This is a genomic window from Burkholderia sp. ABCPW 14, assembly GCF_001523835.1.
In the GTDB taxonomy this organism is placed as follows: domain Bacteria; phylum Pseudomonadota; class Gammaproteobacteria; order Burkholderiales; family Burkholderiaceae; genus Burkholderia; species Burkholderia mayonis.
This window is the reverse complement of sequence record NZ_LOVS01000154.1, coordinates 1-21,278: the sequence shown is the minus strand read 5'-3', so window position 1 is coordinate 21,278 and position 21,278 is coordinate 1. Positions and strand designations below refer to the sequence as shown.

Below are 21,278 nucleotides of genomic sequence, written 5' to 3'. Positions count from 1 at the left end.
GCCGGGCGCGCGCGACTGCGCCGTCGTTGAACAGCCGCTGCATGCGGATTGTTCAAATGCGGCACAGCGCGAAGACGAGACCGGCCATTTTGGCGACGCTACGCTTCGGCATGGGAATTGCGTAATCGAACGGATCGTTTCAGCTTCAGCGACGCAAAAGGGGGCGCGATGGATCACGAGCACACCGGCGCCGAGACAACGGCGGAGGACACGGGACGCAGCGCGGACGGCGACGGCACGGCCGGGCGCGCCGTCGTCAGCGTCGCGCACGACGCCGACGAGCAGGCGCGCAACCTGATCGGCTGGCGCCAGACTTACGACCAGCTCGCGGCGGGCCGCTTCGTCGGCACGCTGACCGAGCTGCCGCTCGACACGATGAAGGTGTTTCGGGAGACGACGAGCCACACGCTGCGGCAGGCGTGCGAGGTGCGTGGGGACGCGTACTGGTTCGGCATTCCGGTCGCCCGCGACGGCGCGGCGCGCATCGACGCGCGGCCGATCGCCGCCGATGCGCTCGCGTTCCGGCCCGGCAACGTCGAATTCGAGCTGCTGACGCCCGCGCAATTCTCGATCTACGGGCTCGTCGTGCGCGGCGCGGTGCTGCGCCGCTACGCGGAGGAGGTCGAGCACTGCGGGCTCGACGAGCGGCTGCCGCTCGTGCCCGTCGTGCGCGTCGGCGAGGCGCGGCTCACGCGGCTTTGCGCGTTGCTCGGCCAGCGGCTCGACGACGCGGACGCGATGAGCGCGGCGGGCGCGCCGCTGTCCGACTGCGCGCGCAACGATTTGCAGGCGGAAGTGCTCGCGGCGCTGTTCGACCTGTGCGTTTCGCCTGCTGCCGACGCGACCGTCGAGCATTCGTCGCGGCGGCGCAAGATCGTCGCGGCCGCGCGCGACTACGTGCTCGCGCACCGTTCGCGGCCCGTCGGCGTGCCCGAGCTGTGCGAGCAGTTGCACGTGAGCCGGCGCACGCTGCAGTACTGCTTCCAGGACGTGCTCGGGATGGCGCCCGCGACCTACCTGCGCGCGCTGCGGCTGAACGGCGTGCGGCGCGACCTGCGCGGCCGCGCGGCGGATTCGGTGCAGGACGTCGCGGCCGCGTGGGGGTTCTGGCATCTGAGCCAGTTCGCGACCGACTATCGGCGGATGTTCGGCGCGCGGCCGTCCGAGACGTTGCGCGACGCACTCGCTTGCTGAAAAAGGGACGGTTGCGAGCGGGGCGGCTGGCGCTTGTGCCGGCTTGACGCGGCATCGCACGATGCGGCGGCTTGCCTGCCGATGCCGGGCGGGTGAGAAATCGGCGGATTGCCGTCACTTGCGCGACGAAGCGCGGCAGCAGCGGCTCGCATGGCGCTTGTGGAAAGTCGGCAAGCAAGTACTATCGCAAGCGTGCCCGACCGTGCGTACCGGCGTCCGCGTGCTGCTCCGTGCTCATCGCTTACCCCTTCCGCTTACCACTTGCTCAACGGCTTCGCCGCGCTCACTTCCGCGCCGGCGGCCACGCGATCGCGTCCCAGTCGACCCGCCGATACGCAGCCTCGACCAGCGCGATATCGCCGGCCGCGTCGCTCTTGTGGCGATTGCGCAGCGTCTCCGGCACGTCGAGCGCGATCGCGGTGCAGAACGGATAGTCGCGCACCCGCAAGTCGGGCGCGATGCTGGAAAAGCACGCGAGCGTCGGCACGTCGAACCCGGCCGCGACGTGTACGGCCGACGTGTCGGCGCACAGCGCGACGCTCGCATGCTTGACCCAGCGGATGAACTGCGCGGTATCGCCGGAGTGGTCGCTCACGTCGACGTAATCCGGATGATCGATCGGCTCGAAGCCGAGCACGGGCAGCCGGTAGGTCTGCGCGAGCCGGTCGACGAGCGCCGCGCGCAGTGCCGGCGGGATGCTGCGCAGCGGCGTGCTTGCCTGCGGGCAGAACAGCGCGTAGCGCCGGCCGCGCCATTCGCGCGGCGGCTCGGGCAGCGCCAGACGGGCGAGCCAAAGATTGCGCTTCGCGTCGGCGGCGACCGATTCGGGCGGCACGCCGAGCGCCGCGAGGAAGAAGTCGATCATCGGCAGCGTCGCGAACGCGGGCCAGTACAGGTGATTGCCGAGATCGATGCGCGTGTCGCCGGCCGGCAGCGCGGCGGCAGGCCACGGCAGCGTGCGGATCGGCGCGATCGCGCCGGCCGCGAGCCGGTACAGCGCGTCGACGTAGGCGGGCGCATGCGCGGGCCGGTACAGCACGAAGCGCACGTGCGGATGGCGGGTCTCGACCGCCGCGAGCGCCGTCAGGCCGATCACCGAGTCGCCGAGCGCGACGCCCATCCCGTTGATCACGTGAACGGTCGACAACGTCGCGTAATCGAGCGTGAACGGGCGGCTTGCCGCATGCAACAGGCCGAGGCGGGCCGCCGCGCCGACGTAGCCGTGCGCGTCGGCCGCCGTGCGCTCGAGATCGTAGGGCGCGACGAGCCGCCCGTCCGGCGCGAGCAGCGTGCCGGGGTAGGTGAGCGCGTCGGCGGGCGACAACGTGGCTGCGGCGTGCGTCGTCATCGGTGCGGGAGTGTGCGGTGCAGAACGTCGCGTCAAGCGTGACGCGCACGCAGGCCCTGCTCACGCACCTGCTCGAGCGTCGCGGCGGGCGTGCAGGCATCCTGCGGCACGCGGATCTCGATCAGCGCGGGCAGCCCGCTCGCGAGCGCGCGATTGAGCGCGGGCAGGAAATCGGCGGTGCGCTCGACCGTTTCGCCGTGCGCGCCGAACGCGCGCGCGTACGCGGCGAAATCCGGGTTCGTCAGCCCCGTGCCGTGCACACGCCCAGGATAGTTGCGCTCCTGATGCATGCGGATCGTGCCGAAATGACCGTTGTTCACGACGAGTACGACGACCGCGAGCCCATGCTGGATCGCGGTCGCGAGCTCGTTGCCCGCCATCATGAAGCAGCCGTCGCCCGCGAGCGCGACGACCGTGCGCTGCGGATACAGCGACTTCGCCGCGAGCGCGGCCGGCACGCCGTAGCCCATCGCGCCGCTCGTCGGCGCGAGCTGCGAGCGGAAATGCCGGTACGCGAAATGGCGATGCAGCCACGCCGCGTAATTGCCCGCGCCGTTCGTGACGATCGCGTCGTGCGGCAGCCGTTCGCGCAATTGCAGCATCAGCTCGCCGAGCTGCACGCCGCCCGGCATCGGCCGCGGCGTGCGCCAGTCGAGATAGGCGCGATGCGCGTCGGCGGCGCTGCCCGCCCACGCGGGCGATGCCGGCGGCTCGAGCGCGGCGAGCTGCGCGGCGATCTCGGGCATCCCGGACGCGATCGGCAGATCCGCCGCATAGACGCGCCCCAGCTCGTCCGCGCCCTGATGCACGTGGACGAGCACTTGCTTCGGCTTCGGAATGTCGATCAGCGTATAGCCGCCCGTCGTCGCTTCGCCGAGTCGCGGGCCGAGCGCGAACAGCAGGTCCGCTTCCTGGATGCGGCGCGCGAGCGCCGGATTCACGCCGAGGCCGACGTCGCCCGCGTATTGCGGATGCTCGTTGTCGAACGTGTCCTGATAGCGGAACGCGCACGCGATCGGCAACTGCCAGCGCTCGACGAACGTGCGCAGATCCGCGCCCGCCTCGGGCGTCCAGCCGCTGCCGCCCGCGACCACGAGCGGCCGCTCGGCGCGCGCGAGCCGCTCGCGCAGCTCGCTCATCTGCGCGGCGGACGGCGCGGCGGCGATGCGCTTCGCCGCGGGCGCGGCGGGTTGCGGCGCGCACGGCTCGGACAGCACGTCCTCGGGCAGCGCGAGCACGACGGGGCCGGGCCGGCCCGACATCGCGACGTGAAACGCGTGGCTCAGATATTCGGGGATGCGGCGCGGATCGTCGATCTGCGCAACCCACTTCGCGAGCTGGCCGAACATCCGCCGATAGTCGATTTCCTGGAACGCCTCGCGATCGAGATGCTCGCGCGCGCACTGGCCGATGAAGAGGATCATCGGCGTCGAATCCTGGAATGCGGTGTGCACGCCGATCGATGCGTGCGTCGCGCCGGGGCCGCGCGTGACGAACGCGATGCCGGGCCGGCCGGTCAGCTTGCCGACCGCTTCGGCCATGTTCGCAGCGGCGGCTTCGTGCCGGCAGACGACGGTCTGGATGCGTTCGGTTTCGTCGGCGAGGGAATCGAGGACGGCGAGAAAGCTCTCGCCGGGCACACAGAACACGCGCTCGACGTGATTCGCGAGCAGGGCGTCGACGAGCAGGCGTGCGCCGGTGGTGGCGCGCTGCTCGAGGTCCGGGGAAATCGACATATAAGACGGGCTCCCTTCGTGGCGGGACGTACAGCTTACGCCCGATGAAGGGGCGAAGGAAGGCGCGAAGCCGTGCTGCACAGCGGCGGCGTTCGCGCGACGCGCCGCCGCGCAGGGCGGGCGATGCAGCGAGCGGCGCGGCGCATTCCCGCGACGCGCCGCGTGCCGCCCGGCCTCAGCACTCGACGATATTCACCGCCAGCCCGCCGCGCGACGTCTCCTTGTATTTCGTCTTCATGTCGGCGCCCGTCTCGCGCATCGTCTTGATGACGGAGTCGAGCGACACGTAGTGGGTGCCGTCGCCGCGCAGCGCCATGCGCGCGGCGTTGACGGCCTTCACCGACGCCATCGCGTTGCGCTCGATGCACGGGATCTGCACCATCCCGCCGACCGGATCGCAGGTGAGGCCGAGGTTGTGCTCCATGCCGATCTCGGCCGCGTTCTCGACCTGCTGCGGCGTGCCGCCCAGCACCGCCGCGAGCGCGCCCGCCGCCATCGAGCACGCGACGCCGACTTCGCCCTGGCAGCCGACTTCGGCGCCCGAGATCGACGCATTGAGCTTGTACAGGATGCCGATCGCCGCCGCCGTCATCAGGAAATCCATCACGCCTTGCTCGTTCGCGCCCGGCGTGAAGCGCGTGTAGTAATGGAGGACGGCCGGGATGATGCCCGCCGCGCCGTTGGTCGGCGCGGTGACGACGCGTCCGCCCGCCGCGTTCTCTTCATTGACGGCGATCGCATACAGGTTGATCCAGTCGATCATCGACAGCGGATCGCGCAGCGCCTGTTCCGGGTTGCCCGTGAGCGTCCGGTAGAGCTGCGGCGCGCGGCGCTTGACCTGGAACGGGCCGGGCAGGTTGCCGTCGGCGTTCGGATTGCCGATCCCGCAGCCGCGCGCGACGCACGACTGCATCACGTCCCAGATCTTCAGGAGGCCCGTGCGCGTTTCCTCCTCGGTGTGCCACGCGCGCTCGTTTTCCCACATCAGCTGCGCGATCGACTTGCGGGTCGACTCGGTGAGCGCGAGCAGCTCGGCGCTCGTGCGGAACGGATGCGCCATCTGCTCGACGGCGGCGAGCACCTTCGTGTTCGGCGCGCCCGCGGTGACGACGAAGCCGCCGCCCACCGACAGATACGTCGCCTCGCGCAGCACCGCGCCGTTCGCGTCGGTCGCGCGCAGCTTCATCGCGTTCGGATGCTCGGGCAGCGCCTGCCGGTAGAACGCGATGTGCTCCTTCGGCACGAACGGCACCGGATGCGCGCCGAGCAGCGCGAGCGTCTTCGAGTCGCGCACGGCGTCGAGCCGCGCGGCGATCGTCGACGGCTCGACGGTGTCGGGCGCGTCGCCCATCAGGCCGAGCATCACGCCGCGGTCGGTGCCGTGGCCCTTGCCCGTCGCGCCGAGCGAGCCGTACAGCTCGACCTTCACGCTCGCGGTCGCGGCGAGCAGCGCGTCGCGTTCGAGCCCTTGCGCGAACATCAGCGCGGCCCGCATCGGACCGACCGTATGCGAACTCGACGGACCGATGCCGATTTTGAAAAGATCGAACACGCTGACTGCCATTTCGTTTCCTGAATTGCTAGAAGTATTGGGGGATCACCGCGCCGGCAGCGGCAGGCACGCGGCCAGCCACGCAGGCGGCATCGGCGAGAGTTGTTGGGCGACGCTCGTGTAGCGGCCGTCGAGGCGCGCGGCGAGGTGGAACAGCTCGGTCGCGTTCTTCGGCTCCCACATGCCCGAATAGCCGGGCAGGCCCGCCTCGCGGCGCTTCGCGTCGAACGGCACCGGCGAATGGACGAATTCTTCGTGCGTTTTCTCGCCGCGCGCGTACGGCACGAGCCAGTTGAGCGCGGCGGCGAGCGTCGCGCGGTTCGACGCGCGCTCGCGCAGCCAGTTGCGGTTGAAGCGCCGCGCGGCGAGCGCCGCCGTCACGAGCGGCTGCAGATCGTAGACCGCGTAGTGCAGCGCGTCGCGCTCGAGAAAATCGTACGTGGTGCCGTCCGGCTCGACGTTGTCGGCGAGATGCTCGACGAAGAGCCGCTGCGCGGCGTTCATCATCTTGCGATCGCCGAGCGTGAATGCGGCGAGCGCGATCAGCTTGATCCGGTGGCTTTGCCAGTTGTTGCGCCACGTGCCGTTGAGCGGGCGCTTCTGCGCGTCGATCTGCTGCACGTAGCCGTTGCCGAGCGACGCGATGAACGCGGCCGTCGCGTTGCGCGTCTTCACGGGCAGCACGCTCGCCGTCATGTCGTACGCGAGGATCAGGCTCTCGAAGCGCGTCTCGTCGATCGGATTGAAGCTCGGACGGTAAGTGTTCACCCACGCCGACAGGAAGCGGTCGACGAGCGCCAGATAACGGCTCTGGTTCGTCACGCGCCACGCGAGCGCCGCGTTGCGCATCAGCTCCATGTCGTTGAGCGCCTCGGCGCTCTGGTCGTAGATGCCTTCGTGCGGCAGTGTGCCTTCGGTGTGCACGCGCGGCAACGCCTTCGGCTCGTCGTTCAGATGCGCGTCGACGCTCTTGATGAGCGCCTGCACGCCCGGTTCGGCGTGCGTCGCCTCGCTGCTCTGCAGCGCGGGCGCGGCGCAGAAATTCATCGCCGCCCGCGCGGGGCCGGCCGCCGTCAACGCGGCGGCGGCGAAAAGCGCCGGCGCGAGCGCGCTCAAGCGCCGCCGCATCGCCTGCGCGCGGCCCGGAAACGTCTGACGCACCATGCAGAACTCCTTTAATGGCTGGATCGCGGTGTGAGATGTTAGCCGGACTTGCGGGCGAATGCGAACGCGCGCGCCGTCCGCAACGGCGTATTGCGGACGGCGCGTCGCCGATGAAAGGAACACGGCGCGGCGCGCAGGCCGCGCCGGCGCGTCATGCGTATTCCGAGAGCGGCACGCAGGAGCAGAACAGATTGCGGTCGCCATATGCGTTGTCCGCGCGGCCGACGGGCGGCCAGTACTTGTTCGCGACGAGCGATGCGACCGGGAACGCGGCCTCTTCGCGCGAGTACGCATGCGGCCAGTCGTTCGCGGTGACGATGGCTGCCGTGTGCGGTGCGTGACGCAGCGGGTTGTCCTCGCGGTCGGCGCGGCCTTCCTCGACCGCGCGGATTTCGTCGCGGATCGCGATCATCGCGGCGATGAAGCGGTCGAGTTCCTCCTGCGATTCCGATTCGGTCGGCTCGACCATCAGCGTGCCCGGCACCGGGAAGCTCATCGTCGGCGCGTGGAAGCCGTAGTCCATCAGGCGTTTCGCGACGTCGTCGACGCTGATGCCGCTCGCGTCCTTGATCGGACGCAGGTCGAGAATGCACTCGTGCGCGACGAGCCCGCCCGGGCCCGAATACAGCACCGGGTAGTGCGGCGCGAGACGCTTTGCGATGTAGTTCGCGTTGAGGATCGCGGTTTCGGTCGCGGCGGTCAGGTTCTTCGCGCCCATCATCGCGATGTACATCCACGAGATCGGCAGGATCGACGCCGAGCCGTAAGGCGCCGCCGACACCGCGCCGATGCCTTCGTCGCCGCGCGCGTAGCCGGTCGAGCGCTGGTTCGGCAGGAACTTCGCGAGGTGCGCGCCGACCGCGACCGGGCCGACGCCTGGGCCGCCGCCGCCGTGCGGGATGCAGAAGGTCTTGTGCAGGTTCAGGTGCGACACGTCGCCGCCGAACTGGCCGGGCGCGGTCAGGCCGACCATCGCGTTCATGTTCGCGCCGTCGACGTACACCTGGCCGCCGTGCGCGTGGACGATCTCGCAGATCTCGCGCACGTTCTGCTCGAACACGCCGTGCGTCGACGGGTAGGTGATCATGATCGCGGCGAGATCGTTCGAATGCGCGTCGGCCTTCGCCTTCAGATCGTCGATGTCGACGTTGCCCTGCGCGTCGCACGCGACGACGACGACCTTCATGCCCGCCATGTGCGCGGACGCCGGGTTCGTGCCGTGCGCGGACGCCGGGATCAGGCAGATGTTGCGGTGGCTTTCGCCGCGCGATTCGTGATACGCGTGGATGATCAAGAGGCCCGCGTACTCGCCTTGCGAGCCGGCGTTCGGCTGCAGCGACACGGCTGCGTAGCCCGTCGCCGCGACGAGCATCTGCTCGAGCTGGCCGATCATCTCGCGATAGCCGAGCGTCTGCTCGGCGGGCGCGAACGGGTGGATCTGGCCGAACTCGGGCCACGTGACGGGCAGCATCTCCGACGTCGCATTGAGCTTCATCGTGCACGAGCCGAGCGGGATCATCGAGCGGTCGAGCGCGAGATCCTTGTCCGACAGGCTGCGCAGGTAGCGCAGCATTTCCGTTTCCGAATGGTGGCGGTTGAACACGTGGTGCGTCAGGTACGCGCTCGTGCGTTCGAGGCCGGCCGGCAGCGCGGGCACGCCGGGCAGCGCGGCGTCGAGCGTGTCGACATCGGGCGCCGTCGCGCCTGCCGCCTGCGCGAAGATCGCGAGCAGGTCGGCGAGATCGGCGCGTGTCGTCGTTTCGTCGACCGACACGCCGACTCGCGTGTCGCTCACGCGGCGCAGGTTGATGCGCTTGTCCTTCGCGAGTTCGTGGACTTGTGCGGTGCGCGCGCCGGTGTCGATCGTCAGCGTGTCGAAGAACGTGTCGTTGACGAGCGCATAGCCGAGCGGCTCGACGCCCGCTGCGAGGAGCGCCGCGACGCGGTTCACACGCAGCGCGATCGTCTTCAGGCCGCGCGGGCCGTGATAGACCGCGTACATGCTCGCCATGATTGCGAGGAGCGCCTGCGCGGTGCAGACATTCGACGTCGCCTTCTCTCGGCGGATGTGCTGTTCGCGGGTTTGCAGCGCGAGGCGCAGCGCGGGCTTGCCCTGCGCGTCGACGGTCACGCCGACGAGACGGCCCGGCATCTGCCGCTTGAATTCGTCGCGCACCGCCATGTACGCGGCGTGCGGGCCGCCGAAGCCCATCGGCACGCCGAAGCGCTGCGTGTTGCCGACCGCGACGTCCGCGCCCCATTCGCCGGGCGGCGTGAGCACGGTGAGCGCGAGGATGTCGGCCGCTGCGACGACGTGGCCGCCCGCCGCGTGGATCGCGCCGGCGAGCGCGCGGTAGTCGCGCACGTCGCCGTTCGCGCCCGGATACTGGAGCAGCACGCCGAACGCGTCCGCGCTCGCGGCGTCGGCGGCGGGGCCCGTCTTCACTTCGATGCCGACCGGCTTCGCGCGCGTTTTGATCACTTCGAGCGTCTGCGGCAGCACGTCGTCGGCGACGTAGAACACGTTCGACTTCGGCTTGCCGACGCGCTGCAAGAGCGTCATCGCCTCGGCTGCGGCCGTCGCCTCGTCGAGCAGCGACGCGTTCGAGATGGCGAGGCCCGTCAGGTCCGCGACCATCTGCTGAAAGTTCAGGAGCGCCTCGAGGCGGCCCTGCGAGATTTCAGGCTGGTACGGCGTGTACGCGGTGTACCACGCCGGGTTTTCGAGCACGTTGCGCAGGATGACGGCGGGCGTGTGCGTGTCGTAGTAGCCCTGGCCGATGTACGAGCGGAACACCTGGTTCTTGTCCGCGAGCTCGCGCAGCGCGGCGAGCGCTTCCGCCTCGCTCTTCGGCTGCACGAACGGGCCGAGCGGCAGCGCGTCGCCGCGGCGGATCGACGCGGGAATCACGGCGTCGATCAGCGCGGCGCGCGACGCGAAGCCGAGCGTGTCGAGCATCGCGCGCTGGCTGGCGTCGTCGGGGCCGATGTGGCGCTCGGCGAACGCGTCGTGCGTTTCGAGCGCCGCGAGCGAGAGGGGCGTGCGCTTCATCAGATGATCCGGGTGTTCGAGCTTCATAGCATTCCTGTGTCGACCAGAGTTAGCGCTTCAGCGCTTACTCTGGTCCCATGCTTTGCGGTCGACCGAGTTAGCGCTTCAGCGCTTACTCTGGTCCCATGCGGCGCGACGGCCCGTGCTGCCGACGCGCGCCGCGCGGTTCGTGAGTGGGTGGATTAGCCGACCAGCTTCTCGTAGGCGGCTGCGTCGATCAGCTTGTCGGTCGACGCGCCCGCTTCGAGCTTGATCTTGAAGAGCCAGCTTGCGTACGCGTCGGCGTTGACCTGGTCGGGCGCGTCGGCGATCGCCGAGTTCACCTCGACCACTTCGCCCGACACCGGCGTGTAGATGTCGGACGCCGCCTTCACCGATTCGACGACGCCGATGGCGTCGCCCGCCTTCACGGTCTTGCCGACTTCGGGCAGTTCGAGGAAGACGATGTCGCCGAGCGTTTCCTGCGCGTGGTCGGTGATGCCGACCGTCAGCGTGCCGTCCGCTTCGGTGCGGACCCACTCGTGTTCTTCCGTGTATTTCAGATCGGCCGGGACGTTGCTCATCGGATGCTCCTGAGATTGAATTCGTTCAAGCGTTTAAATTGAGTGTGGTTTCGCGCGCGCGGGCGCGCCGGTTGCCGCGCGTCAGACCGCGAGCACCTTGCCGTTGCGCACGAACGGCAGTTTTACCACGCGCGCGGGAAGATGCTTGTCGCGGATCTGCACGTGCACCGTGTCGCCGGCGGCGACGCCCTTCGGCACGCGCGCGAACGCGATCGATTCCTGCATCGTCGGCGAGAACGTGCCGCTCGTGATCTCGCCTTCGCCGTGCGGCGTCACGACCTTCTGGTGCGCGCGCAGCACGCCGCCCGCCTTGCCGTTTTCCTTCTGCAGGATCAGGCCGACGAACGCGGCGCGCGAGCCGTCGCGCTCCAGCGCGTCGCGGCCGACGAACGCGCGCGGCGCCGCGAGATCGACCGTCCACGCGAGGCCGGCGTCGAGCGGCGACACCGTCTCGTCCATGTCCTGGCCGTACAGGTTCATGCCGGCTTCGAGGCGCAGCGTGTCGCGCGCGCCGAGTCCGCACGGACGCACGCCGTGCTCGGCGAGCGCGTTCCACAGCGCTTCGACGTACGCCGCCGGGACGATGATCTCGAAGCCGTCCTCGCCGGTGTAGCCGGTGCGCGCGACGGTGAGGTCGCCGAACGGCGTGCCCGCGACCTGCGCGGCGTTAAACGGCTTGAGCTCGCTCGTCGCGGCCCGTGCGGCGGGGATCATGTCCCACACCTTCGCACGCGCGTTCGGCCCCTGGGCGGCGACGATCGCGAAGTCGCGGCGCGGTGCGATCGAAAGGCCGAAGCCGCCTTGCTCGTTGAGCTGGGTGAACCACGCGACGTCCTTGTCGGCGGTGCCGGCGTTGACGACGACGCGGAAGAAATCCTCAGTGAAGTAGTAGACGATCAGATCGTCGATGACGCCGCCTTGCGGATTCAGCAGGCACGAGTAGAGCGCCTTGCCGGGCGTCTGCAGCTTCGCGACGTTGTTCGCGAGCGCGTGCTCGAAGAAAGCGCGCACGCGCGGACCCGTGAAATCGACGACGCACATGTGCGACACGTCGAACATCCCGGCGTCGGTGCGCACGGCCTGATGCTCGTCGATCTGCGAGCCGTAGTTGACGGGCATGTCCCAGCCGCCGAAGTCGACCATGCGGGCATTGAGGGCGCGATGCGCAGCGTGGAGCGGGGTGATTTTGAGAACGGTCATCGGGGTCCCAGGCAAGGCGGCCGGGCTTCGGCCCGGGCGCGAAAACAAAACGGCAGACTCGGCGAACCGCCGGCGCGTGAAGCCGCCTGCGATGCGTGCATGCCCCTCTGTCCTCGATACCTGAGAGATTGCGCGATGGACTCGATCCGGTTCGCGCGCGCCCCTTCGGTGGGCAGCCTGCCTGTGCGACGCGTTGCGTGCACGCAGCTACTGCCGCTCTCCAGAGTGCGAAAAACGGCGTCCGACGCATGTCGTCGTCAGACGGATTCTTCGACGCGGCCGGTCCTTTTGCCTGAGAGTTTGCGGGTGTGCCCCTTCGGCGGCGCGGCTTGCCTTTCGATCAACGAACGACGGCCGCACGCTCTCCCGACGCGTGCGGGCGAATGTACGCGAGCGCGAATGGGTTGTCAATTTGGGCAAATGGCTGTCGCTTGACGACAAGCGGCGGTGGTATGCGGGGCGACGTCGGCGTGGGTGGTTCGCCGGTGAGCGTGTGGTGCGTTCGCGGTGAGCGGTGAGCGGTGAGCGGTGAGCGGTGAGCGGACCGGGGTCGAAACCGCGAAGTGCCGCTCCGGGAATGCGCGGCTCGGGCGAAAGTCGCCGAAGCCGCGCCCCGAAGCGTTATCGGCCGCTCGGAACGCTCACTCGCCGATCGCGCGAGCGGCCGTGTCGAGTTCCTGGTTCAGCACGCGCTGCTCGTCGGCGGACAGGCCGCCGCCGTGCTGGGCCGCCATGTCGGTCGACTCCTGGCGAATCACGTCGAGCCGGCGATGCAGCGCGGCGCCTTGCGGCGGCGGATAGTAGCCGGCGTTCACGCGCGCGTCGACGCGGTGGCTCAGGTTGTCGATGCGGCCCTGGATCTGCTGCATCCGCTCGTAGCCGACCACCTGCGGACTGGGGCGGGGTGCCGGCGCGGGCGCGGGGGCCGGCGCGGGGCGCGGCGGCGTGACCACACATGCCGCGAGCGACGAGACAAGGACGCAGCATGCCGCCGCGCGGATCAACCGTTGCATTGCATTCTCCTGATTGTCGATGCCGGACAGGCAATTAGACGAACGGCTCGGACCCTCGTCGAGATGACGTTCGTTCCCGAATTGTTTGTAACGGTTTGTTGAGTTTGAAGATTAGGCAAGCCGCAGGCGCCCGATCGCGCCGGCGGCGTGTCGCGCGCCGCTCAGATCGCTTCGCGCACGAACGGCAGGCGCCGGCCTTCGCGTTCGCTGCGCGCGGCGAGCTCGATGATCGTCATCACGTCGACCGCGTCCTGCGCCGCGACGGGGAAGGGCGCGCCGTCGTGGATCGATGCGGCGAGCGCGCGATAGAACTCCGCGTACTGGCCGTCGAGCGTCGGCACCGGACGCTCGATCTCGAGCTCGCCGTCGAGCCCGCGCAGCACGCCGGGCGGGTTGCCGCCGCCGAAATCGACGTCGTCGGGCGTGAGGCCCGCCTTCAGCTGATCTTCCTGCGTGTCGAGCCCGTGCTTCTGATAGCCGGCTTGCGTGCCGAGTACGGTGAAGCGTGCGGGATCGATCGCCGCGAGCGCGCTCGCGTGCAGGATGACGTCCTTGTCCGGATAGCCGAGCTGCAGATGGACGAAGTCGGGCGCGTCGCCGCCGTCGCGTCGCGTCTTGACCGTCGCGCTCACCGTGTCCGGCGCGCCGAACAGCGCGAGCGCCTGGTCGACCAGATGCGGTCCGAGATCGAACAACAGCCCACCGCCGCGCGACGCTTCCTCGCGCCATCGCGTGCGCACGTGCGGGCGGAAGCGGTCGAAGTGCGATTCGAAATAGGTGATGCGGCCGAGCTCGCCGCTTTCGACGAGCTGACGCACGGTCAGGAAATCGCCGTCCCAGCGGCGGTTGTGGAACGGTGCGAACACGCGGCCGCGCACGGCCGCGAGACGGGCGAGCGTGAGCGCGTCGGCGGCCGTCAGGGTGACCGGCTTGTCGACGACCACGTGCTTGCCCGCTTCGAGCGCGCGCTTCGCCAGCTCGAAATGGGTGTCGTTCGGCGTCGCGATCACGACGCATTCGACGTCCTCGCGAGCGACGAGCGCATCGAGTTCCGGCACGACGACGGCGTCCGGATACGCGGCGCGCGCGCGTTCCGGCTGGCCGGTGGCGATCGCGGCGACCTGCGTGCGGCCGCTGTGCGCGATGACGGGCGCGTGGAACGTCGCGCCTGCGAAACCGAAACCCATCAAACCAATCTTGAGCGTTGACGACATGAACATGAACGATCCTGTCTGCTTGCAAAACGGGGGGGCGCCGCGGCTTGGACGCCGCGCGGCGACGGATGACTATTGTGGCATGACGAATGGGGGCGGAACGGTTTGCCGGCCACGTTGGCCGAACGGACAGGGCGCGCGTAAGCCGAACGGCAGGCGCGGCGGGTGCAACGCTTTCGGCGCTGCCGCCGCGCGGAAGGCGGATTGCCGAAGCGACGGGATTCGATTCCTGTCCAACGGACTTTCGATGCCCGTCCGATGCTCGCGAGAGCCGAAGTCGAACTGAACATCGCCCGTCCGCTTCAACCTCTCCCGATTTCTGGCGCGCCATTCGGCGACGGGGAGCGCTGCGAAACGGCCGGCCTGCACATTGACGAGCCGCGCGCTCGCTTGCCATCGACCGGCGATTGCCAATGCGCGCCGAAGAAAGAAGCGCGTCCTCCGCGACGGCGCTACCGGCCGTCGCCGTGCGTTCGCGTCAACTCGCGACCCGCCGCCTGATCGCAGCGGCAGCCTGCTCGGCCCACCGCGCACAGGCCCGCGCGCCCGGATGAAAGCCGTCCGACGCCATCGCATCGCGCGTGAGCGGCATTTCGACACGCAGGAATTCGCACGCGCGCTGTCCGGCGGCCCAGCGCGACAGTGTCGTGTTGAGGCGCCGCGCGCGCAACCCGAGATACCACCTGAGCGGCTGCGGCAGCGCCGGAAAATGGTGCATCGGCGGCACCGCCGACAGGATCACGTGCGCCGCGCCGAAGCGTGTCGTCAACAGCTCGACGAGCGCCGCTTGCGTGTCTCGCCAGCGCCCGGGCGACACGCCATCCGTCACGTCGTTGACGCCGAGCGACGTGACGACCGCGTCGAAGCGTGCGGCCGCCTCGGCGGCGAGCCAGTCGAGTAAATCCTGCGTCGTCGCGCCGGTGCGTGCGAGCAACTTCCACTCGATGCGATGGAACGGCGCGAGGAGGCGCACCAACTGACCGACGAGCGCGTCGGACTGCGTCGCGACGCCGACGCCCGCGGCGGCCGAATCGCCGAGCACGAGGAGGCGCAACGGCGGCCCGGCGCCGTCGATGCCGCTGCGCGGTCCGCCGGCTTCGGCGAGGCGCGGCGTCACGCGCCGGACATAGCGGCCCTGCGCGAGCAGCAGCGGGCCGAGCGCGGCGGTGGCGAAATGGTATCCCATGCAGTTCCCGTGATCATGTCGAGGTCGATGGCGTGCGCCCATGATAGCGGCGCGCGAGATCGCTCAGTCGGACATCGCCGCGCTCGTCAACGCTTGCGGGCGCGCGCTGCGGGCGGCGAGCCCCGCGAGCCAGCCCGCAATGGATGGTCCCCACCACCTGCCCGACATCGACACGACCAGCAGGAACAGAGGAACCAGCGTGAGCTTCAGCGCGAGCATCGCGGGGCGCGTCCGGTAAAAGGGGCATGCTGCCGAAGAACGCCGCGCACGATGCGGCGGTGCGGAAAACGGCGGACGCCTCGCGCCGTTGGCCAGCCCCCGTCGCGCGAACGCCGGATGCACACCGTCCGAACGGCCATCGCAGCCATCGTTTCACATTCGTGAAAGAATCGCCGGCCGCCGCCGTGTTAACATGCGCGTCCCGCGAGCCATTTGCCGGGACCGGCTCCGCCGTCCGCGCGCCGGCTGCGCTTCGCTCGCGGTGCCTTCCGGCTTTGCCGCCGTCAACCGCAACACCATCCGCCATCATGTCCGCAGGCCTGAATTCCGCTCAAAGCGAAGCGGTGCGCTATCTCGACGGTCCCTGCCTCGTGCTCGCCGGCGCGGGCAGCGGCAAGACCCGCGTCATCACGCAGAAGATCGCGCACCTGATCGAAGCAAAAGGCTTCGAGCCGCGCCACATTGCCGCCGTCACGTTCACGAACAAGGCCGCCGCCGAAATGCGCGAGCGCGTCGGCAAGCTCCTCGAGGGCAAGACGCTCACGACGCCCGGCAAGGAAGGCCGCAAGGTGCCCGTCAATCAATTGACGGTCTGCACGTTCCACTCGCTCGGCGTGCAGATCCTGCGGCAGGAGGCAGAGCATGTCGGCCTGAAGCCGCAGTTCTCGATCATGGATTCGGACGACTGCTTCGGGATGATCCAGGAGCAGATCGGCACGACCGACAAGGGCCTGATCCGCAAGATCCAGACGATCATCTCGCTGTGGAAGAACGGCCTCATCATGCCCGAGGAGGCGATGACGATTGCGGCCAACGAGGACGAACACCAGGCGGCGCTCGTCTATCGCAATTACGTCGCGACGCTGCATGCGTATCAGGCGGTCGATTTCGACGACCTGATTCGCTTGCCCGCCGAACTGTTCGCACGCAACGAGCCGGTCCGCGATCGCTGGCGGAACAAGCTGCGCTATCTGCTGATCGACGAATACCAGGACACCAACGCGTGCCAGTACGAGCTGCTGAAGCTGCTCGCGGGCCCGCGCGCCGCGTTCACCGCGGTCGGCGACGACGACCAGGCGATCTACGGCTGGCGCGGCGCGACGCTCGAGAATCTCGCGCAGCTCGGCAAGGACTTCCCGAAGCTGCACTTGGTAAAGCTCGAACAGAACTACCGCTCGACCGTGCGGATCCTGACCGCCGCGAACAACGTGATCGCGAACAACCCGAAGCTGTTCGAGAAGAAGCTGTGGTCCGAGCACGGAATGGGCGATTCGATCACCGTCACGCCATGCAACGACGAGGAGCACGAGGCCGAATCGGTCGTGTTCCGGCTGTCCGCGCACAAGTTCGAGCGACGCACGCGGTTCCGCGACTACGCGATCCTCTACCGCGGCAACTTTCAGGCGCGAATCTTCGAGCAGGTGCTGCGGCGCGAGCGGATTCCGTACGTGCTGTCGGGCGGCCAGTCGTTCTTCGACAAGGCGGAAATCAAGGACCTGTGCGCGTACCTGCGCCTGATCGCGAACGCCGACGACGATCCCGCGTTCATCCGCGCGGTCACGACGCCGCGCCGCGGGATCGGCAACACGACGCTCGAAGCGCTCGGCGCGTTCGCCGGACAGGCCAAGGTGTCACTGTTCGAGGCGGTCTACATGGGCGGGATCGAGGCGCGGCTGTCCGCGCGGCAGATCGAGCCGCTGCGGATCTTCTGCGATTTCATCCAGCGCCTGACCGACCGCGCGGACAAGGAGCCCGCGACGGTCGTCCTCGACGACATGATGGAAGCGATTCACTACGAAGCGTATCTGTACGACGCCTACGACGAACGGCAGGCGCAGACGAAGTGGCAGAACGTGCTCGAATTCCTCGAATGGCTGAAACGCAAGGGGACGAAGCCGGAGCCGGCAGAGGCAGCCGACGGCGAAGCGGACGGCTTCCACAACGCCGACGGCCTCGCCGATACCGGCAAGAACCTGCTCGGCCTGATCCAGACGGTCGCGCTGATGTCGATGCTCGAAGGCAAGGAAGAGGATCCGGACGCGGTTCGGCTGTCGACCGTGCATGCGTCGAAGGGGCTCGAGTATCCGCACGTGTTCTTGGTCGGCGTCGAGGAAGGGATCATGCCGCACAGCGGCGGCAGCGACGACGGCCCGATCGACGACGAGCGGATCGAGGAAGAGCGCCGGCTGATGTACGTCGCGATCACGCGCGCGCAGCGCAGCCTGCATCTGAACTGGTGCAAGAAGCGCAAGCGTGCGCGGGAGACCATCGTCTGCGAGCAGTCGCGCTTCATCGCCGAGATGGGGCTCGACGAAGCCCCGCCGCCGACACCCGAAGAGGCGCCGATGACGCCGAAGGACCGGCTTGCGAGCTTGAAGGCGTTGCTGCAGAAGTGAGCGGGGTGCGCGGCGGGGGCTGCCGCGCTTGGGTTTTCGGGCGGTTATGAGGAACGCCGCGTTTGTGCTGCGGCGCGACGTGAGGGTGTCATTGGGGCTGATGAGGGGTCAATCGCGCAATGGCTAGGCTCGCGGGCCGCGACGAGATGCGCGAACGATCTCGCGGAGGTTGGCGGCATTGCGGACGCTTCGCGGCGGTTGCCTTCGGCGATTGCATCGCGCAGCTTGGCGCGGCCTGCACGTGCCGGCCGCGGCTTTGCCGCGATCTTGCATAGGGCACGTCTGGCGAGGAGCCGCAGGCGGAAACAGGTCGGCCGCGCGAATCGGGCCGCGGCTTCTCAAGCCCGGTTGTGGCGAGCCGCCCGGACGAACGATCCGCGTCGATTCTTGCGCCTGCGGCATGCGGCATGCGGCAGGCGCCGGCGGACCCTATCAAGAAAAAACCCCGCGCCGCGGAAGACCACGGATCGCGGGGTTGTCTGTCGCGCGTCATGCCGCGTCGGTGCTTACTTCGCGGAGTTGACCATGTAGTCGACGGCGGCCTTTACATCGGCGTCCGACGCGTTCGAGCCGCCTTTGGGCGGCATCGCGCCCTTGCCGTGCAGCGCGAAGTTGTAGACGGTATCCATCGAATCCTTCAGACGCGGCGCCCAGTCGGCCTTGTTGCCGAACTTGGGTGCGTTCAGCACGCCCGTTGCATGGCATGCCTGGCACGTCGATTCGTACAGCGCCTTGCCGGCCGACGCCGAGCTTTCCGCGTTTGCGGCGGCTGCGGGCGCCTCACCCGGTTTCGGCAAGGCGGCGATTGCGGCCATCGCGGCGGCGGCTTGCGCGTTCGCGGCCGTCGCATCGGAAGCGCCCGGCGCAGACGCTGCGGCCGCGCCGGAAGCCGGCGCCGCATTCGCGGCTGGCTGCGCCGGCTCGGCGAACTTCGCGCCTGCCTGATTGGCCATGTAGACGACCGCGCGCGCGACCTCGTAGTCGCTGTAGTCGTCGGGGTTCGTGCCGCCGCGCGGGGGCATCGCGCCCTTGCCGGTCAGCGCGATATGCAGCACCTCGTCGTAGCCGGCGGCGATGCGCGGCGCCCAGGCGGCGGCGTCGCCGAACTTTGGCGCGCCGGCCGCGCCGGTGCCGTGGCAGGTTACGCAGACGGCCTTGTAGACTTCGTCGCCCGTCTTGTAGACGCGCGGCGCGTTCGCGTCCTTCACGTCGACTTGTGCGATGGGCGCGATGCGCTTGGCGACGGCTTCGTCGGACAGGCCGTCGGTGCCGGCGCCCGTGCGGAACGCATGATTGGCGTAGGTGGCGAACAGGACGATGACCGCGATCGGGATCGCGAATGACGCGATGACAACTGCGATGAGTTGCCTGGGGGTTTTGATGGGGGCTCCGTGGGGTGCTTCGCTCATGCTTGCCTCGTCTCCATGATTAGGAATTGTGAGCGGTACGGCAATGAACGGCTGTTGGGTGAAGCTCGGACGATTATAGACGGAACGTTTACATGACGGCGAGCGATCAGCCGGCGCGTGTTTACCCGCAGCCGGAGGGGCGGGCGACGCGCGCGGAGGGCGATGCGAGAGGGATGTGGGATGGATGCGCAGCTGCGGTGGACGGTCCAGTGGAAACAAGGTATTCTTACCGTTTTGCTACGCGTTGCGGCTATCTAGGGCCGCATCGCATCCGTAAGCGCCCGTAGCTCAATGGATAGAGTACTGCCCTCCGAAGGCAGGGGTTGCTGGTTCGATCCCAGCCGGGCGCGCCAAGTCTTTGTTTTCTTGAGCTTTCTCGGCCGCATCAGCCGGTTTCGAGGTCAGGCTCACCGCAGCGGTAGCGCCTAGCACCACAGTCGCCGCTACGCCCGCCGCACGCAAATTCCCCAAAGCACGTTGCCACACTGAGCTGCGCTCTGCATTGAGCTGGCTTTCGATTTCCGCCAGCGTTTCGAATGCGGGCAGACCGGCCATTTCGGCCAGCAGCATGATTTCAGTAGCATCGGGCTTATAGCGCCCCGAGCGCCAGTGCGAGAGCTTGGTGTAGTGGTAGCCGAGCTTCTCGGCGACGGCTGCATTCGAACCTTGCTTGCGTTTTGCTGCATCCAGCAGTTCAGCGATATCCATACTTTTCCCTTGACGCATGTGGCGTTTTCTCCATATCATTTGATTGTGGAGAAAGCGCCATTTCCGTGGCGTTATCGGAAGTCTAGCAGGCTATGGGGAAAGGAAGAATCCGGCCCCATTAAGCCCAAGCCCGCGTGATGTTGTTGAGCAGGTCGTAAGCGAGTTGTTCGGAGTTCATTTTGGCCCGGTGTTGTTGTAATCGTATGCGGCGATTTTTTACCACACCGATCGCTTATTAAGCGCGGGGCTATATCAATCAACCACTAGTAGCGGGGTAGAAGATGACGGACCTGAAATTCGACCGATTGGTAACGCTGGCATATCGCCAACGAGTGACGGACAAGACGCGCGCTGAGTGTGACTGTTTCGCGTTTCGCTGCGAGTTGGAGCGGCAGGGCCTCGCGTCGGCGGCATGGCTGAGGCGTCAACAAAGCGGCCAGTTGAACCTGCATGTTGCAGTCGCCGGCCGTATCAACTATCTCGAGGCTCGAGCCTTTTGGCGCGATCTGGTGGACGGGAGCATTAATGTCATGCGGATGCGCGATTCCACTACCTTCGCGCCTCTCTTGTCCGCGGGAGTCCAGTTGTATTAATAGTCGCTATAGAAGCGGTGGCTTCGAAGGTGTGTGCGAAGGAGGTCCTTGGTTCCTGCAAAGCAATGGAAGTCGCCGAGATCCCAAAGAGCACCGAACACTTCGCCGTCGTCGCGGACGATTGCTATTGCGACATCGCTTTCATGCTGCCGCATTTGCGAATCAAGGAAGCTCCAAGCTTGCGCGATGTCGTTCCGGCTTTCCACGATGTCCAGTCCAGCGCTGCCAACGACGATTCGGGCGATTGTTGCGTGCGTCATTTCGAAGCTTTGAATAGTTGATGAGGTAGCCACCATAACTGAGCGATGCCTCCTGTTCAGCGGCGAATGAAGGGGGGTTGCACAGAGAGAAATAGTCTCGTCACCGGATGATGAAACGCCGATAGAAATGTTGAATGCGCTGTTTTTTTGGGGGCCTCGTGCCCATCGGTTCAGAGAGTTGCAGTTCCCCGTGCGTCGCGCACTTTTTCACCCTCGGATAGCGCGGCGCTTTGTGGACGGCTGACATAGCGTCCACCTTTTTAAATCCGCGCGTACGTCGCGCATGTAGCCCGAGCCGGAACGGCTCCACTCGTTACGTATAGCAGTCCTAATAAGGAGTTTTCATGAGCAAGCAAAAGTTGACCATTCTCCAAGTAATCGCCCGTAGCGGTATCTCGAAGCGCACCGGCAACCCGTGGGAAATCCACACGGCCCAATGCGTGCTCGAGCAGGAGAACAGCGAGGGTAAGC

The 21,278-nt window shown here is 67.8% G+C and carries 16 protein-coding genes, 1 tRNA gene, 1 pseudogene and 2 riboswitches; of the genes and pseudogenes, 5 read left to right on the top strand and 13 right to left on the bottom strand.

All coding sequences use genetic code 11. The features are described from left to right. Positions 1–168 precede the first annotated feature (168 nt). Entirely contained in the window at positions 169–1,194 is a 1,026-nt protein-coding gene (locus WS62_RS25415) for a helix-turn-helix domain-containing protein (protein ID WP_066576782.1), read from the top strand. A gap of 283 nt (positions 1,195–1,477) precedes the next feature. Here the strand turns inward: WS62_RS25415 and WS62_RS25410 are convergent, their stop codons facing one another. The 11 genes from WS62_RS25410 to WS62_RS36930 all read right to left on the bottom strand — a co-directional run bounded on the left by WS62_RS25410 (position 1,478) and on the right by WS62_RS36930 (position 15,441). Continuing rightward, positions 1,478–2,542: a glycosyltransferase family 9 protein gene (locus tag WS62_RS25410; protein ID WP_066576779.1), complete on the bottom strand. Its 1,065-nt coding sequence runs from the start codon at positions 2,540–2,542 to the stop codon at positions 1,478–1,480. A 32-nt stretch (positions 2,543–2,574) separates the two neighbouring features. Beyond that, on the bottom strand, positions 2,575–4,278 hold the full coding sequence (locus WS62_RS25405) for a thiamine pyrophosphate-binding protein (RefSeq protein ID WP_066576777.1): 1,704 nt from the start codon (positions 4,276–4,278) through the stop codon (positions 2,575–2,577). 175 nt (positions 4,279–4,453) lie between these two features. After that, a complete protein-coding gene (locus WS62_RS25400; RefSeq protein ID WP_066576774.1) occupies positions 4,454–5,842 on the bottom strand; it encodes an L-serine ammonia-lyase in 1,389 nt (462 codons plus the stop codon). 33 nt (positions 5,843–5,875) lie between these two features. Further along, positions 5,876–6,994 carry an alginate lyase family protein gene (locus WS62_RS25395; protein ID WP_066576772.1) on the bottom strand — a complete coding sequence of 373 codons (1,119 nt, stop codon included), beginning with the start codon at positions 6,992–6,994 and terminating at the stop codon, positions 5,876–5,878. A 151-nt stretch (positions 6,995–7,145) separates the two neighbouring features. Continuing rightward, positions 7,146–10,073 carry an aminomethyl-transferring glycine dehydrogenase gene (gcvP, locus tag WS62_RS25385; protein ID WP_066576770.1) on the bottom strand — a complete coding sequence of 976 codons (2,928 nt, stop codon included), beginning with the start codon at positions 10,071–10,073 and terminating at the stop codon, positions 7,146–7,148. A 155-nt stretch (positions 10,074–10,228) separates the two neighbouring features. Next, the gene (gene gcvH, locus WS62_RS25380; protein ID WP_066576768.1) at positions 10,229–10,609 is read right to left on the bottom strand and encodes a glycine cleavage system protein GcvH; all 381 of its coding nucleotides are present in this window, start codon (positions 10,607–10,609) and stop codon (positions 10,229–10,231) included. A gap of 81 nt (positions 10,610–10,690) precedes the next feature. Continuing rightward, entirely contained in the window at positions 10,691–11,809 is a 1,119-nt protein-coding gene (gcvT, locus tag WS62_RS25375) for a glycine cleavage system aminomethyltransferase GcvT (protein ID WP_066576765.1), read from the bottom strand. Positions 11,810–11,906: 97 nt separating this feature from the next. Next, positions 11,907–12,043, bottom strand: a riboswitch (glycine riboswitch). Between the two features lie 35 nt (positions 12,044–12,078). After that, positions 12,079–12,188, bottom strand: a riboswitch (glycine riboswitch). 262 nt (positions 12,189–12,450) lie between these two features. Continuing rightward, positions 12,451–12,822, bottom strand: coding sequence for a hypothetical protein (locus WS62_RS25370; protein WP_066576763.1), 372 nt, complete (start codon positions 12,820–12,822; stop codon positions 12,451–12,453). Positions 12,823–12,983: 161 nt separating this feature from the next. Beyond that, positions 12,984–14,036 carry an oxidoreductase gene (locus WS62_RS25365; RefSeq protein ID WP_066576794.1) on the bottom strand — a complete coding sequence of 351 codons (1,053 nt, stop codon included), beginning with the start codon at positions 14,034–14,036 and terminating at the stop codon, positions 12,984–12,986. 478 nt (positions 14,037–14,514) lie between these two features. Continuing rightward, positions 14,515–15,222: an SGNH/GDSL hydrolase family protein gene (locus tag WS62_RS25360; protein ID WP_066576760.1), complete on the bottom strand. Its 708-nt coding sequence runs from the start codon at positions 15,220–15,222 to the stop codon at positions 14,515–14,517. 63 nt (positions 15,223–15,285) lie between these two features. Beyond that, on the bottom strand, positions 15,286–15,441 hold the full coding sequence (locus WS62_RS36930) for a hypothetical protein (protein WP_156441131.1): 156 nt from the start codon (positions 15,439–15,441) through the stop codon (positions 15,286–15,288). 308 nt (positions 15,442–15,749) lie between these two features. Here WS62_RS36930 and WS62_RS25350 point away from each other — a divergent pair, with 308 nt between their 5' ends. Next, a complete protein-coding gene (locus WS62_RS25350) occupies positions 15,750–17,837 on the top strand; it encodes a UvrD-helicase domain-containing protein (protein WP_066576751.1) in 2,088 nt (695 codons plus the stop codon). Positions 17,838–18,343: 506 nt separating this feature from the next. On the opposite strand, the gene WS62_RS25345 is transcribed toward WS62_RS25350, so the two are convergent. Then, entirely contained in the window at positions 18,344–19,246 is a 903-nt protein-coding gene (locus WS62_RS25345) for a c-type cytochrome (RefSeq protein WP_066576746.1), read from the bottom strand. A 277-nt stretch (positions 19,247–19,523) separates the two neighbouring features. Between WS62_RS25345 and WS62_RS25340 the strand changes: the two genes are divergently transcribed. Together WS62_RS25340 and WS62_RS25335 are read left to right on the top strand one after the other, a co-directional pair. After that, positions 19,524–19,599, top strand: a tRNA-Arg gene (locus WS62_RS25340). A gap of 636 nt (positions 19,600–20,235) precedes the next feature. Further along, positions 20,236–20,547, top strand: coding sequence for a hypothetical protein (locus WS62_RS25335; protein ID WP_066576744.1), 312 nt, complete (start codon positions 20,236–20,238; stop codon positions 20,545–20,547). Here the strand turns inward: WS62_RS25335 and WS62_RS25330 are convergent. Next, positions 20,544–20,843, bottom strand: a complete 300-nt coding sequence (locus tag WS62_RS25330; RefSeq protein WP_066576742.1) for a hypothetical protein — start codon at positions 20,841–20,843, stop codon at positions 20,544–20,546. The genes WS62_RS25335 and WS62_RS25330 overlap by 4 nt on opposite strands. A gap of 308 nt (positions 20,844–21,151) precedes the next feature. Here WS62_RS25330 and WS62_RS25325 point away from each other — a divergent pair. After that, positions 21,152–21,278, top strand: a pseudogene (locus WS62_RS25325) (cellulose synthase); the annotation flags it as partial.

Excerpts from the sequence above, each read along its gene's own strand:
- WS62_RS25345 (WP_066576746.1), bottom strand. The coding sequence starts at position 19,246 with ATGAGCGAAGCACCCCACGGAGCCCCCATCAAAACCCCCAGGCAACTC.
- WS62_RS25360 (WP_066576760.1), bottom strand. The coding sequence starts at position 15,222 with ATGGGATACCATTTCGCCACCGCCGCGCTCGGCCCGCTGCTGCTCGCG.
- WS62_RS25395 (WP_066576772.1), bottom strand. The coding sequence starts at position 6,994 with ATGGTGCGTCAGACGTTTCCGGGCCGCGCGCAGGCGATGCGGCGGCGC.
- WS62_RS25335 (WP_066576744.1), top strand. The coding sequence starts at position 20,236 with ATGACGGACCTGAAATTCGACCGATTGGTAACGCTGGCATATCGCCAA.
- WS62_RS25400 (WP_066576774.1), bottom strand. The coding sequence starts at position 5,842 with ATGGCAGTCAGCGTGTTCGATCTTTTCAAAATCGGCATCGGTCCGTCG.
- WS62_RS25410 (WP_066576779.1), bottom strand. The coding sequence starts at position 2,542 with ATGACGACGCACGCCGCAGCCACGTTGTCGCCCGCCGACGCGCTCACC.
- WS62_RS25415 (WP_066576782.1), top strand. The coding sequence starts at position 169 with ATGGATCACGAGCACACCGGCGCCGAGACAACGGCGGAGGACACGGGA.
- WS62_RS25405 (WP_066576777.1), bottom strand. The coding sequence starts at position 4,278 with ATGTCGATTTCCCCGGACCTCGAGCAGCGCGCCACCACCGGCGCACGC.
- WS62_RS36930 (WP_156441131.1), bottom strand. The coding sequence starts at position 15,441 with ATGCTCGCGCTGAAGCTCACGCTGGTTCCTCTGTTCCTGCTGGTCGTG.
- gcvT (WP_066576765.1), bottom strand. The coding sequence starts at position 11,809 with ATGACCGTTCTCAAAATCACCCCGCTCCACGCTGCGCATCGCGCCCTC.
- gcvP (WP_066576770.1), bottom strand. The coding sequence starts at position 10,073 with ATGAAGCTCGAACACCCGGATCATCTGATGAAGCGCACGCCCCTCTCG.
- gcvH (WP_066576768.1), bottom strand. The coding sequence starts at position 10,609 with ATGAGCAACGTCCCGGCCGATCTGAAATACACGGAAGAACACGAGTGG.
- WS62_RS25330 (WP_066576742.1), bottom strand. The coding sequence starts at position 20,843 with ATGGTGGCTACCTCATCAACTATTCAAAGCTTCGAAATGACGCACGCA.
- WS62_RS25365 (WP_066576794.1), bottom strand. The coding sequence starts at position 14,036 with ATGTCGTCAACGCTCAAGATTGGTTTGATGGGTTTCGGTTTCGCAGGC.
- WS62_RS25350 (WP_066576751.1), top strand. The coding sequence starts at position 15,750 with ATGTCCGCAGGCCTGAATTCCGCTCAAAGCGAAGCGGTGCGCTATCTC.
- WS62_RS25370 (WP_066576763.1), bottom strand. The coding sequence starts at position 12,822 with ATGCAACGGTTGATCCGCGCGGCGGCATGCTGCGTCCTTGTCTCGTCG.